The sequence below is a fragment of the Tabrizicola sp. TH137 genome (assembly GCF_002855575.1).
In the GTDB taxonomy this organism is placed as follows: domain Bacteria; phylum Pseudomonadota; class Alphaproteobacteria; order Rhodobacterales; family Rhodobacteraceae; genus Paragemmobacter.
In genome coordinates, this window is sequence record NZ_PKRQ01000001.1 from 842,466 (window position 1) to 854,739 (window position 12,274).

At 67.5% G+C, this 12,274-nt stretch carries 13 protein-coding genes; 7 read left to right on the forward strand and 6 right to left on the reverse strand.

The window, feature by feature from the left end; all coding sequences use genetic code 11:
- Nucleotides 1-64: 64 nt before the first annotated feature.
- From C0V75_RS04210 to C0V75_RS22910, 4 genes are all read right to left on the reverse strand, one after another.
- Nucleotides 65-1,282, reverse strand: coding sequence for a flagellin (locus tag C0V75_RS04210; RefSeq protein WP_101919611.1), 1,218 nt, complete (start codon nt 1,280-1,282; stop codon nt 65-67).
- Between the two features lie 108 nt (nt 1,283-1,390).
- Nucleotides 1,391-1,783: a hypothetical protein gene (locus C0V75_RS04215; protein ID WP_101919612.1), complete on the reverse strand. Its 393-nt coding sequence runs from the start codon at nt 1,781-1,783 to the stop codon at nt 1,391-1,393.
- Nucleotides 1,780-2,085: a rod-binding protein gene (locus C0V75_RS04220; RefSeq protein ID WP_101919613.1), complete on the reverse strand. Its 306-nt coding sequence runs from the start codon at nt 2,083-2,085 to the stop codon at nt 1,780-1,782. The genes C0V75_RS04215 and C0V75_RS04220 overlap by 4 nt, the downstream gene beginning before the upstream one ends.
- A gap of 656 nt (nt 2,086-2,741) precedes the next feature.
- Nucleotides 2,742-3,086, reverse strand: coding sequence for a hypothetical protein (locus C0V75_RS22910; protein ID WP_158241767.1), 345 nt, complete (start codon nt 3,084-3,086; stop codon nt 2,742-2,744).
- A 487-nt stretch (nt 3,087-3,573) separates the two neighbouring features.
- Between C0V75_RS22910 and C0V75_RS22915 the strand changes: the two genes are divergently transcribed.
- The 3 genes from C0V75_RS22915 to C0V75_RS04235 are packed head-to-tail and all read left to right on the forward strand — an operon-like array spanning nt 3,574 to nt 5,743.
- A complete protein-coding gene (locus C0V75_RS22915) occupies nt 3,574-4,239 on the forward strand; it encodes a flagellar hook-length control protein FliK (protein WP_158241768.1) in 666 nt (221 codons plus the stop codon).
- A 23-nt stretch (nt 4,240-4,262) separates the two neighbouring features.
- Nucleotides 4,263-4,916 carry a flagellar hook capping FlgD N-terminal domain-containing protein gene (locus C0V75_RS04230; protein WP_101919615.1) on the forward strand — a complete coding sequence of 218 codons (654 nt, stop codon included), beginning with the start codon at nt 4,263-4,265 and terminating at the stop codon, nt 4,914-4,916.
- A 47-nt stretch (nt 4,917-4,963) separates the two neighbouring features.
- Entirely contained in the window at nt 4,964-5,743 is a 780-nt protein-coding gene (locus tag C0V75_RS04235) for a phosphotransferase (protein ID WP_101919616.1), read from the forward strand.
- Here C0V75_RS04235 and ubiB read toward each other — a convergent pair.
- Both ubiB and ubiE read right to left on the reverse strand, forming a co-directional pair.
- Nucleotides 5,740-7,269 (reverse strand): 2-polyprenylphenol 6-hydroxylase, encoded by a 1,530-nt coding sequence (gene ubiB, locus C0V75_RS04240; RefSeq protein WP_101919617.1) that lies wholly within the window; start codon nt 7,267-7,269, stop codon nt 5,740-5,742. The two genes, C0V75_RS04235 and ubiB, sit on opposite strands and share 4 nt — an antisense overlap.
- A gap of 1 nt (nt 7,270) precedes the next feature.
- Entirely contained in the window at nt 7,271-8,023 is a 753-nt protein-coding gene (ubiE, locus tag C0V75_RS04245) for a bifunctional demethylmenaquinone methyltransferase/2-methoxy-6-polyprenyl-1,4-benzoquinol methylase UbiE (protein ID WP_101919910.1), read from the reverse strand.
- 91 nt (nt 8,024-8,114) lie between these two features.
- On the opposite strand from ubiE, the gene mutM reads away from it, so the two are divergent.
- The 4 genes from mutM to dnaA all read left to right on the forward strand — a co-directional run bounded on the left by mutM (nt 8,115) and on the right by dnaA (nt 12,263).
- Nucleotides 8,115-8,978, forward strand: coding sequence for a bifunctional DNA-formamidopyrimidine glycosylase/DNA-(apurinic or apyrimidinic site) lyase (mutM, locus tag C0V75_RS04250; protein WP_101919618.1), 864 nt, complete (start codon nt 8,115-8,117; stop codon nt 8,976-8,978).
- A gap of 75 nt (nt 8,979-9,053) precedes the next feature.
- Entirely contained in the window at nt 9,054-9,830 is a 777-nt protein-coding gene (locus tag C0V75_RS04255; RefSeq protein ID WP_101919619.1) for an enoyl-CoA hydratase, read from the forward strand.
- A gap of 155 nt (nt 9,831-9,985) precedes the next feature.
- Nucleotides 9,986-10,261, forward strand: coding sequence for a 30S ribosomal protein S20 (rpsT, locus tag C0V75_RS04260; protein WP_101919620.1), 276 nt, complete (start codon nt 9,986-9,988; stop codon nt 10,259-10,261).
- Nucleotides 10,262-10,883: 622 nt separating this feature from the next.
- Nucleotides 10,884-12,263: a chromosomal replication initiator protein DnaA gene (dnaA, locus tag C0V75_RS04265; protein ID WP_101919621.1), complete on the forward strand. Its 1,380-nt coding sequence runs from the start codon at nt 10,884-10,886 to the stop codon at nt 12,261-12,263.
- Nucleotides 12,264-12,274: the final 11 nt, after the last annotated feature.

Consider the following 12,274-nt stretch of genomic DNA (forward strand, 5'->3'; position numbering starts at 1 on the left):
CCTCTCGCAGTCTCCGGGCGGGTGGAGGCCGGCGCACACCGGCCCCCACCCGACCCCGCCTTCGTCAGCGGAAGAGCGACAGCAGGTTCTGCGGCTGCTGGTTGGCGATGGAAAGAGCCTGCGTCGCAAGCTGCTGCTGCACCTGAAGGGCCTGCAAGCGGGCGGACGTTTCCTCCATATCCGCATCGACCAGCGACCCGATGCCGGAACGCAGGGCGTCGGTCAGGCTGCCGACAAAGCTGTTCTGCGTCTCGATCCGGGTTTCGGCCGAACCGAAGGCCGCAGCCGCGTCGATCGCGGTCTGGAGCAGGTTCTCGATGGTGCCCAGCGCCTGGGTCGCCCCCGCCGCAGTCGAGATGTCGATCGAGTTGATCTGCGCCAGACCACCGGACCCGGCATTCTTGAACTGACCGCTCACGGCGACATCGGCGGTGCCATCGTTGGTAAAGGACAACTGCCCGGCATTGGCGCTGTCGTAATCCACGGTCAGGCCGTCGATCCCCAGCGCATCAATCGCATTCTTCAACCCGATCGCGATCAGGTCCGGAACGGAGTTGTTGCCGCTGTCCACATCCGCATCGGTCAGCGTATAGGTCGCCACCCTGTCACCGATCCGCATCGACACCGAATCGCCCGCCGCCCAGGCCGTTGCGCCATCCGCGATGGTGATGTCATCCGTGCCGCCGCCCGAGTTCAGCGACAGAACGAACGTATCCCCCGCAGCCGAGATCGTGCCATTGCTCGACGCGCTGAACACGTCATTCGCCTGATAGGCGCCGGTCGAAAGATCCTCGCCATTCACCGTGATGGTGGAAGAGGTCACCCCCGTCGTGGACCGGTCCAGCGACGACAGGATGTCCATGCTGGCCGTGCTGCCATTCACGAGGTTCAACCCGTTGAACTGCGCCGCGCTGACCACCGATCCGATCTGTTCGCGCAGCGCCACCACATCGGTTTGCAGCTTGGCGCGATCCACGTTGTCGCCCTGCGCATCGACGATCTTGCCCTTCATGGTCTTCAGAAGATCGGCCACCGTTTCCGCCGCCTCGCGCGCCACCGCGATGGTCGAGGACCCGAGCGAGAGGCTGTCCGAAATCCGGTCAAAGCCTTCGACATCGGCCTCCATGACCTTGGAGATCGACCACACGGCCGCATTGTCCTTGGCCGTGGCCACCGTCTTGCCCGTCGAAATCTCCGACTGGGTCCGCGCCATGTTGGCGCTGATGCTCTTCATCGTCTGAAGCGCGACCATCGCGCCATTGTTCGTGAGAATCGAAGACATGTCGTCTTTCCTGTCTGAGGGCGCCTTTGGCGCGAATGAAGCCGCGGACTTCTGCCCCATGCGGTCGGCCCCTGGCCGCTGCGCCATCCCGTCGGGGATGCACAGCCATCAAAGCCGCCTTGGGTTAAGCCTTTCCTGATGCGCCTCCACGAAGTCGCGCGCATTTGACTCAATCCGCAGGCGACGGTGCTGGCCCGCCAGCGGCAGACGGCGCCCCTGCGCATCATAGGCCTCGCCCCGCGCGGCCGAACCGATCTCGCCCAGTCGCCGCCGCACCGCGCGAATCCCCTGCGCCGCGGCGGCCAGGCAGGCGGCATTGCCCTCCGCCGCTCGCAGGATGCGGGCAAGCGCCGGTTGCGGCAGGTCGGACAGCCCCGCCAGACCGGCCTCCAACTGCCGGGAATACGTCTCTAACCTTGCATAATCGCCCCGGCGAAGATCGCTCCGAATCGCGGCCAGCAACCCTTCCAGCGCCGCCCCTTGCTCTGCCGGGCCCGTCATTCCCGGCCTCCCGCCATCGCCCGGAACAGCGATTCGGCCAGCCCGATTCCCCCGGCCCGCACCATTTGGCTCGCCATCGCCTCACGCAGGAAGGACCCGAACTGTTCTTCCCCGATACCGCCGCCAAACGCGCCCTGCATCGAGGAAAACCCCTCCCCCGGCCCGGAGCCAAGCCCCGAATGCCGCAGCATCTCGGCCAGAAAGGCGGCTTCCAGCGCCTCCGCCTTCGCGCGCAACTGGGGCGCCCCGGCGGGAGTCTGGCGGTGCAGGGTCGCGGGGGGCGGCAGATCGGGCATCAACATCGGAACCTCCGGTCGGACTTGGAACAGGGATGATCCTGCCGCGATCCGGGTAAAGGATCGGTAACCCGTTGCGGTCATGCTGGGCGCACCCCAAGGAAAGCCCGCTGCATGACACCCCCGCTTGCCCTTCTCTCCCGCCTGTCCGGCCAGGTTCAACCGGCCGAATCCCCCCTTCCCGCGGCGGACCCTCGCCAACCCATGCCAGAGGGCGCCTTGCCGCCCCCCGCCACCGCCGATTTCACGGCCATCTTCGACCGGCTCGCCACGCCCGCCTTGCCTGCGGCGCCGCCCCTTGCCGGAAAGGCCACTACCCCCTCGCCGCCCGAGGACAGGCCCCATGATCCGGAGGGGTCGGCCCCGCCAGATGCCCCTGCGGCCGATCCCGGCCCGCCCGACCCTGCCCCCACTCACCCGGCCCCTTCCGACCTTCCGGTCGCTGCCGCAGTCATCCCTTTTGCCTGGGCCGGGCCAGCGCCCCTTCCGACCGGCATCGTCACCCCCGTATCGCTGCCCGATCCGGAAACCGTCACGAACATTGCGGAAAATACGGAAAAGCCGGATACCGCTCTTCCGCTTTCCCCCTCGCCACCCTCCCGCCTTGCCGGCCCTGCGGAAGGGGCTTCGTCACCGCGCCCGGCTTTGGGTCATGTCGCGGATCACGCCTTTTCAGCCCCCCGCGCTGCCATGGCCCCATGGCCGGCGAATGCGGCTGCGCAGCCTGCCGCGCCACTGGCGCCGCCCGCCGCTCCGGCAAACTCCGCGGCGATGGTGCAGACCACCGAACCGGGGGCAGGGCATCCGCCGCCCGTCACCGGGCCGATGACCCAGCGGTCCGATTTGCCACCCCTCCCGCCCCAGCCATCCGCGCCGCCCTCCACCGGGTCCACCCTCGCCGCCGACACAAGGCCCGCCCAGCCGGATGGCAGGCCGGTCCCCGGGATGATTCTGCCACCAGTCAGCCCCGCGCTGCCGGATCGGGCATCGGCCCTCCCCCCTCCCATCCCGGAGCAGTCCCACCAGATCCCCGCAGGCGCAAACCTCCCGAACGAAACCGCAGCGCCGGTCAAGGCCCAGCACGGCCAGACTATGCCCGCAGGCCACCCGCAGCCGTCCCTGCCGTCACCCGACCCTGCCGCTGCCCCTGCGCCCGCCCGATCCGGCCTGCCACCGCGCGCAGGCGAGGCGATGCCACCATCCGCCGCGCCGCTCCCCGCCGCCGCGAACGCCGTTGCGGCCCATGCTCCCGTCCAATCCGCAGCAATCCCCGGCGGCGTGACCATGGCCATGGCTCCAGCCCCGGCATCGACCCCCTCTCAAGCCCCGGCATCGGGCGCAGACCCGGCGCAGGCACCGATCCCCCCCGACGGCAACCGCCTCCGGCTTCCGCAATCCCCGAAGGCCGCGATGCCCGCCGCCCCTTCCCCGGAACCTGCCCGCGTGCCGTCTCTGCCAAGGGCCGGGGATGGCCCCCGCCTGCCCCTCCCGCCGATGGAACCGTCCCACGCCGAAATGCCCCTGCGCCCCGATCCGGCCAATCCTGACGCCCCCACTCCCGCCATGCCGGAACCCGGCCGCAAGGGCGCCCCGCCCCGCCCCGCACCTGCCCCTCCGGCCTTGGCCAGCGCAACCGCCCCGCCTGCGGATATGCCCGATCCCGCCCTCCTTCCCCTCGCCCGCAGCGAGGGCGGGATCACCCTGCCCGCCCCTGAACCCGCGCCCCGGGGTCTGCCCACCTCGCTTCCCGACCTCGTTCCCCGCCATATCCTGCCCGGCATCGGATCGCCGGGGGTTGTCACCGTCACCCTCGCCCCGGCCGAACTCGGCACCCTGCAATTCGAGGTGACGCAGCGCGGCGACAGCCTGCATCTCCACCTTTCGGTGGCAGAGCCTGCAACGCTCGACCTGCTCCGCCGTCAGGGCGACCAGATGCTCGCCGAATTGCGGCAGGCGGGCTTTGCCAATGCCAGCCTCAGCTTTGCCGGAAACGACGGACAGCCCGGCCCCGATGCACGGGGTGGCGAATCTCGGGGCGGCGATCCCCGTGGCGAAGGGCAGCGCACCGCCCCGCCAACCGCCGCCGCCGAACCGCCCGAAACGCGCGGCCCCGCCCCGCCCCGGGCCATGGCGCCCGGCACGCTCGACCTCCGCCTCTGACCCCAAGGAAAAGGATCCGGCCCATGGACATCTCCACCACCACCACGACCCGCACCCCCACGGCCGAGGCTACCGCCGCCCGCGCCGCCATCACCTCGGATTTCACCACCTTCCTCAAGATGCTCACCACACAGCTTGAAAACCAGGACCCGCTCAACCCGCTCGATGCCACCGATTTCGCCCTGCAACTGGCCACCTTCTCGGGCGTGGAACAGCAGGTCCAGACCAACGCCCTGATCACCGACCTTGCGGCGCAGATGGGCCTCATGAACCTCGCGCAGCTTTCGGGATGGATCGGCCAGCAGGCACAGACCACGGCGGATGTCCATTTCGACGGTGCACCCGTCACCCTCCTCCCCGCCCCCGCCCAGGGCGCCGACTCGGCGGTCCTCGTCGTCCGCAATTCCAACGGGGCCGTCGTCTCGCGCGAAACCCTGCCGCTCACCGGCGGCGCCTATCAATGGCTCGGCGCGGATGCCACGGGCAGCCCCCTGCCCGAAGGCCGCTACGCCCTCTCGCTCGAAAGCAGCCGCGGCGAAGAGGTCATCGCCACCACCCCCATCGCCAGCTACGCCGCGATCGAAGAGGTGCGCCGCGACAGCGGCAGCGTGACCCTCGTCCTCAAGGGCGGGGTGGAGGTTACGCAGGACGACATCCTCTCCCTCCGCGACGGCTGATCCCTCCCCCCTTGCGGCGGCGGGCCATCCCGTTAGGGTCCGCCGCCATGCCGCAAGACCCCGCCAGCGCCGCCCTCGCCCGCCTGCACCCCGCCCCCGCGGCCTGGGAACCCCTGCCCGGCGGGCGCACCAACCGGCTCTGGCGGATCGGCCCCCTCGTCCTCAAACGCCACGACCCCGCCGCGGTCAGCCCGCTCTTCCCCAATGATCCGCTGGCCGAGGCGCGCGCCCTCACCCTTTTCGCGCCCCATGGCCTCGCCCCCCGCCTGCGCGCGGCGGGCGAAGACTGGCTGATCTACGAACATGTCGAAGGCACCCCCTGGCGCGGCGATCCCGCCCCCGTCGCCCGGATGCTGCACCGCCTGCACAGCACGCCCGTCCCCGACGGCACCTTCCGCCCCCTCCCCAACGGCAGCGCCGCCCTCCTCGCCCATGCCGCCAGCTTCGCACCGCCCGGCCTGACCCCGCCGCCGCCCGATCCGCAGCTTCCCCCCGTACCGCCGCGCCCCGTCCATGCCGATCCTGTCCCCGGCAACATCCTCGCCACGGCCGAGGGCCCGCTCCTGATAGATTGGCAATGCCCCGGCCTCGGCGACCCGGCCGAAGACCTTGCCACCCTCATCTCGCCCGCCATGATGTGGCTCTATACCGGCGCAAAACCGCCCGAAGGCTGGGCCGAGGCGATCCTCGCCGCCTATCCCGATGCCGCCACGGCAGACCGCACCCGCACGCTCCTGCCGCTCTACCACTGGCGCATCCGCGCCCATTGCGCCTGGAAGGCCGCCCGTGGCGATGCCGATTACGCCACCGCCCTGCACATCACCTAAAGAAACGATCCCAGCCCGATCCCCGCCGCAAAGACAGCCGCCCCCAGCGGGATCAGATACCACCGCGACCGCCGCCGCGGCGGGGCAAGCGGCTTCGGCGGGTCCGCCTGCGCAATCAGCGCCGCCTCCACCATGCGCGGCAGCTTCGGCCCGAAGCGCGACAAGACCCGCGCCGTCAGCAGCAGATCCCGGATCAGGGCCGCAGGCCCCACATTCTTGGCGATATAGCTTTCCACCACGGGCCGCGCGACCTGCCAGATATTGATATGGGGATCAAGCGACCGCGCCACCCCCTCCACCACCACCATCGTCCGCTGCAACAGGATCAGTTCCGTCCGCGTCTGCATCCCGAACCGCTCCGTCACCTCGAACAGATAGGCCAGAAGCCGCGCCATCGAAATCCGGCTCGCATCCATCCCGAAGATCGGCTCGCCCACCGCCCGCAGCGCGCGGGCAAACTCGTCGATATCCCGATCCGCCGGCACATAGCCCGCCTCGAAATGCACCTCCGCCACGCGGCGATAATCCTTGCGGATGAACCCCATCAGGATTTCCGCATAGACCCGGCGGGTATATTCGTCGATCCGCCCCATGATCCCGAAATCATAGGCGATGATCTCCCCTGCGGCCCCCACCTTCAGGTTCCCCTGATGCATGTCGGCGTGAAAGAACCCGTCCCGCAGCGCATGATTCAGGAACAGCGACAGAACCCGCGCCGCCAGCGCCTTTCGGTCAAACCCCGCCGCGTCGATGGCGGCATTGTCGTTCATCCCGATGCCTTCCGCCCAGCCCAGCGTCATCACCGTCTTGGCAGACAGAAACCAGACGGGCGTCGGCACGCGGAACCCTTCATCCTTCTCGGTATTCGCGGCGAATTCTGCCGCGGCGGATGATTCCAGCCGCAGGTCCAGCTCGCCCATGACCACGCCCTCGAAATGCGCGATCACATCCATGGGCCGCAGCCGCCGCGCAGCGGGGGCCACGATCTCGATCGTCCGCGCAATCAGGTAGAAGGCGTCGATATCCTTGCGAAACGCCCGCTCGATGCCGGGGCGCAGCACCTTGACCGCGACCTCTTCCCCGGTATCGGCCAGCCGCGCCCGATGCACCTGCGCGATGGACGCCGCCGCCACAGGCTCGGAAAACTCCGAAAACACCTGATCGACCGGCGCTTCAAGCTCCGCCTCGATCATCTTCATCGCCATGTCGCGCGGAAAGGGCGGCAACTGGTCCTGAAGGTATTTCAACTGCTCGGCCAGCTTTTCGCCCACGATGTCGGGCCGGGTCGAAAGGATCTGCCCGAACTTGATATAGGCCGGTCCCAGCGCCGTCAGCGCACGTGTCGCCGGCGGCAGCGCCGGATCACCCTTCAGGCCCAGCCATTTGAAAGGCCAGCCCAGCAACCGCGCCGCCACGCGGATGGATGGCGGCGCCCGGAACGCCTCCAGCACGACGGCCATCGCCCCCGTGCGTTCCAGCGTCGCGCCCGTGCGGATCAGGCGCCAGATATTATGCGGTCCCCGCATCCTAGATCTTCCAGCCCGAATGCAGCGCCGCGATGCCAAGGCTCAGGTTACGATATTTCACCTGCCCGAACCCCGCCTTGCGGATCATGCCGGCAAAGCTCTCCTGATCAGGGAACTTGCGGATGGACTCGACCAGATACTGATAGCTGTCCCGATCCTTCGCCACGATCTGCCCCATCACCGGGATCACGTTGAAGGAATAGGCATCATAGACCTTCTGCATCAGGTCATTCGGAATCTGGCTGAACTCCAGCACCATCAGCCGCCCGCCGGGCTTCAGCACGCGATAGGCCTCGTTCAGCGCATCCTGCACCCGCGTCACGTTCCGGATGCCGAAACTGATCGTGTAAACGTCGAAACTCCGGTCCGGAAAGGGCAGCGCCATCGCATCGCCCACCACCCAGTCCAGCCGCTCCGCCTGCCGTTCCGCCTCGGCGCGCTGCCGTCCGGCCACCAGCATGGACTCCGTCATGTCCAGCACCACCGCCGAAGCGCCCGGCGCCCGCTTCAGGAACCGAAAGGCAATGTCGCCCGTCCCCCCCGCCACATCCAGCAGCCGCTGGCCGGGCCGGGGCGCCAGCCAGTCCATCATCGCGTCCTTCCACAGCCGGTGCACACCGCCCGACATCAGGTCGTTCATGATGTCATACCGGCTGGCCACGCGGGTAAAGACGCCATGCACCATCCCGGCCTTCTCGGCCTCCGGCACGGTCTGAAAGCCGAAATGGGTGGTGCCGTCGCGTTCTTCGCTCATCTGGTCTTGCCGTTCCTCTGCCTGCCCCTCCTTATAGGGCCGATCCTTGGCGCTGCAATGCGCCCACATGTCCACCTGCGCCGAGTGTCCGATGCCCGAACTGCCCGAGGTTGAAACCGTCCGCCGTGGCCTCCTGCCCGCGATGGAGGGGCGCATCATCACCCGCGCGCAGGTCAACCGCCCCGATCTGCGCTGGCCCTTCCCGCCCCGCATGGCCGAACGCCTCACCGGCGCACGGGTGATCTCCCTGCGCCGCCGGTCGAAATACATCCTCGCCGACCTCTCCACCGACGAAACGCTGCTCATCCATCTGGGTATGTCGGGGCGGATGCTGATCTCCTCGCCCACCAGCCGCGAAACCCTGGGCGAATGGCACCACCACCACCCAGCGCCGGAAAAACACGATCACGTCATCCTCGACATGGAAGACGGCACCCGCATCACCTTCAACGATGCCCGCCGCTTCGGCGCGATGGACCTGATGCCCACCGCCACCGCCGAAACCCACCCGCTGCTCGCCGCACTCGGCCCCGAACCGCTGGGCAACAGCTTCGACGAGGCCTATCTCACCGCCCGCCTCAAGACCCGCAACACCCCCATCAAATCCGCCCTCCTCGACCAGCACCTCGTCGCGGGCCTCGGCAACATCTATGTCTGCGAAACCCTGTACCGCGCCGGCATCCACCCCGCCCGCAAGGCTGGCCGCATCAGCGAGGCCCGCACCGCCGCCCTCGTCACCCTGATCCGCGACGTCCTCTCCGAAGCCATCACCGCCGGCGGCTCCTCCCTGCGCGATTACCGCCAGGCCGATGGCGAACTCGGCTATTTCCAGCACAGCTTTCAGGTCTATGGCCGCGAAGGCGAACCCTGCCTCACCCCCGGCTGCACCGCCACCATCCGCCGCATCGTCCAATCCGGCCGCTCCTCCTTCTACTGCCCCACCTGCCAGCGGTGACGTTCCGTAACCGCCCTTGATAACCGCCCCGTTGCTGCTAGGAGTCCTCCCAGCCAAAAGAAGCGGGAGCCACCGATGGCCTATGACACCCTGATCGTCGAGATCGAGGATTACACCGCCCTCATCCGCCTCAACCGGCCCGAGGCGCTCAACGCCCTCAACGCCCGGCTGATGCAGGAACTGGCCCAGGCCATCACCGCCGCCGACCGCAATGACAAGGTCCGCTGCATCCTCCTTACCGGCTCGGAAAAGGCCTTCGCCGCCGGGGCCGACGTCAAGGAGATGGCGGAAAAGACCTTCACCGACGTCTATTTCGACGACCTCTTCGCCGCCGATGCCGATGCCATCGCCCGCACCCGCAAACCGCTCATCGCCGCCGTCTCGGGCTATTGCCTGGGCGGGGGCTGCGAACTGGCCATGATGTGCGACTTCATCATCGCCTCCGACACCGCCAAATTCGGCCAGCCCGAAATCAACCTCGGCATCGTCGCCGGCATGGGCGGCACCCAGCGCCTCACCCGCGCCATCGGCAAGGCCAAGGCAATGGACATGAACCTGACCGGCCGCTTCATGGACGCCGCCGAGGCAGAACGCGCCGGCCTCGTCAGCCGCGTCGTCCCCGCCAAGGATCTGATGGCCGAGGCGATGAAGGCCGCAGGCAAGATCGCCGAGAAATCCGCCCTCACCGCGATGATGGTCAAGGAATCGGTCAACCGCGCGCTGGAAACCACCCTCGCCGAAGGCATCCGCTTCGAACGCCGCATGTTCAACGCCGTCTTCGCCTCCGAAGATCAGAAGGAAGGCATGGCCGCCTTCCTGGAAAAGCGCCAGCCGCAATTCCGCGACCGCTGATCTTCGGGCTTTCCTTTCGCCGCCACTTGCCCTATAGCCCCGCCCCACATGCGCGTGGGCCCGCTTAGGCAAGAATCGATTCCGTCCCGTGGGACGGGCCTCGGGTCTTTTGCGCAACCGATCTGAAACGCAAGACCCACAGGAACCGAAAGCCCATGGCAAATACCGCCCAGTCCAAAAAGCGCGCGCGCCAGTCCGAAGCCCGCCAAGACATCAACAAGGCCCGCCGCTCGCGCATCCGCACCTTCGTCCGCAAGGTCGAAGAGGCGATCGCCTCGGGCAATGCCGAAGCCGCCCTCGCCGCCCTGCGCGCCGCCCAGCCGGAGCTGGATCGTGGCGTCACCAAGGGCGTGCTGCACGCCAACACCGTGTCGCGCAAACTGTCGCGCCTCGCCGCCCGCGTGAAGGCCCTGGCCACCCCGGCCGCCTGATCCGCAGACCACCGAACCAAGGCCGCAGGGGCGTATCCGCAGGGATGCGCCCCTTCCGCTTTTGCTGGACCCGCCGCCCCACCTGAACGTCCGGGTTCTGCGTTTTCGCAACCCTCCGTTGCCGATTTGCACTGCCCGCCGGATTCGATTTTGTCATCATCGTGTCAAGCTTGAAGTTCGGTTGCACCCCCGCGCGGCGGCACGCTAGCGTCACCTTGCGATTCACTCTCGTCTTGGGGGACATGACGGGTTCGCAAACGGAAATCGGATGGTTCGCAAGGCTGCCAAGCGTGTGGAACGCCTCCGAAATATGTTTGTGAATCAAATGGTTGTGGTGTCTGCACATGTTGTGCGGCAATCAGATCCGGCAGGGTGGCCAAGGATGCGAATCCTTGGTCGGCCTGCTGTGATACGTCGGCCGTGATGGTCGGAAACAGGCCTGTAAGTGCCCCGGCGAAGGGGTTTTGTAACGCCTGTTCCTGAACCGCTCGGACTGACGCAGCCATGTCCTGCGACCCGAAACTCTGAGGCGTCGCCCCGGCAGGTTGCCGGTGCAACAACAACAGGCGTGCCGGATCTGTCACAGGTTCAGAAGCATGTCGCCGCGTACGGGTCAGGAAGAATGACGAACGAGACTTGGGGTTTGGTCCGCGAGGAATTGGTAAAGCGGGTAGGCCGCACCAACTACACAACCTGGATTGAACCGCTGAAACTCTCCCACCTCCGCAACGGGGTGGCCCGGTTCGAGGTTCCCACCTCCTTCTTCGGTGACTGGGTCAACCGCAACTTCGCCGACCATATCCGCGCCCAGCTCAACACGGCGGGCGCGCAGGTTGACCGTGTCGAATTCACCGTCTCCAACCGCCCCGCGGCACCCGCCGCCGCCGCACCCGCACCGGTCGCCGCCGCCATTCCCGCCGCAACCCGCAGCAAGGCCGCCCGCAGCGCCGAACCCGAAGACATGCCGGGCGCCCCGCTCGATGCCCGCTTCACCTTTGACAGTTTCGTCGTCGGCAAACCCAACGAACTCGCCCATGCCGCCGCCCGCCGCGTCGCCGAAGGCGGCCCCGTCACCTTCAACCCGCTCTTCCTCTATGGCGGCGTCGGCCTTGGTAAGACGCATCTGATGCATGCCATCGCGCATGAACTTCAGGCCCGCCAGCCGCATCTGCGCGTCCTCTACCTCTCCGCCGAACAGTTCATGTATCGCTTCGTGCAGGCGCTGCGCGAACGCCAGATCATGGATTTCAAGGAACTTTTCCGTTCCGTCGATGTGCTCATGGTCGATGACGTGCAATTCATCGCCGGCAAGGACAGCACGCAGGAAGAATTCTTCCACACCTTCAACGCCCTGGTCGATCAGAACAAGCAGATCGTCATTTCCGCCGACCGCGCGCCGGGCGAAATCAAGGATCTCGAAGACCGCATCAAGTCGCGCCTGCAATGCGGGCTGGTGGTCGATCTGCATCCCACCGATTACGAACTGCGCCTCGGCATCCTGCAACAGAAGGTCGAGCTTTACCGCAGCCAGTACAAGGGCCTCGCCATCTCCGATGGCGTGCTGGAATTCCTGGCCCATCGCATCACCACGAATGTCCGCGTGCTGGAAGGCGCGCTGACCCGCCTCTTCGCCTTCGCCTCCCTCGTCGGGCGCGAAATCACGCTGGAACTGGCCCAGGACTGTCTGGCCGACATCCTCCGCGCCTCCGACCGCAAGCTCACGATCGAGGAAATCCAGCGCAAGGTCGCCGAACATTACAACATCCGCCTGTCCGACATGATCGGCCCGAAGCGGGTGCGCACCATCGCCCGCCCCCGCCAGATCGCCATGTATCTGGCCAAGCAGTTGACGCCGCGCAGCCTGCCGGAAATCGGCCGCCGCTTCGGCGGGCGCGACCACACCACCATCATGCATGGCGTCCGCAAGATCGAAGAGCTGATGGCCACCGACAGCCAGCTCAACGACGATCTCCAGATGCTCCGCCGCCTGCTGCAAGGCTGACCATCCGGAAC

Bases quoted from the DNA above. Each gene is read 5' to 3' on its own strand.
- C0V75_RS22910 (WP_158241767.1), bottom strand. From the start codon at position 3,086: ATGGGAGGGGGGAGGGCCGATGCCCGATCCGGCAGCGCGGGGCTGACT.
- C0V75_RS04210 (WP_101919611.1), bottom strand. From the start codon at position 1,282: ATGTCTTCGATTCTCACGAACAATGGCGCGATGGTCGCGCTTCAGACG.
- C0V75_RS04255 (WP_101919619.1), top strand. From the start codon at position 9,054: ATGGCCTATGACACCCTGATCGTCGAGATCGAGGATTACACCGCCCTC.
- ubiB (WP_101919617.1), bottom strand. From the start codon at position 7,269: ATGCGGGGACCGCATAATATCTGGCGCCTGATCCGCACGGGCGCGACG.
- mutM (WP_101919618.1), top strand. From the start codon at position 8,115: ATGCCCGAACTGCCCGAGGTTGAAACCGTCCGCCGTGGCCTCCTGCCC.
- C0V75_RS04235 (WP_101919616.1), top strand. From the start codon at position 4,964: ATGCCGCAAGACCCCGCCAGCGCCGCCCTCGCCCGCCTGCACCCCGCC.
- C0V75_RS22915 (WP_158241768.1), top strand. From the start codon at position 3,574: ATGGAACCGTCCCACGCCGAAATGCCCCTGCGCCCCGATCCGGCCAAT.
- dnaA (WP_101919621.1), top strand. From the start codon at position 10,884: ATGACGAACGAGACTTGGGGTTTGGTCCGCGAGGAATTGGTAAAGCGG.
- C0V75_RS04215 (WP_101919612.1), bottom strand. From the start codon at position 1,783: ATGACGGGCCCGGCAGAGCAAGGGGCGGCGCTGGAAGGGTTGCTGGCC.
- ubiE (WP_101919910.1), bottom strand. From the start codon at position 8,023: ATGAGCGAAGAACGCGACGGCACCACCCATTTCGGCTTTCAGACCGTG.
- rpsT (WP_101919620.1), top strand. From the start codon at position 9,986: ATGGCAAATACCGCCCAGTCCAAAAAGCGCGCGCGCCAGTCCGAAGCC.
- C0V75_RS04220 (WP_101919613.1), bottom strand. From the start codon at position 2,085: ATGTTGATGCCCGATCTGCCGCCCCCCGCGACCCTGCACCGCCAGACT.
- C0V75_RS04230 (WP_101919615.1), top strand. From the start codon at position 4,263: ATGGACATCTCCACCACCACCACGACCCGCACCCCCACGGCCGAGGCT.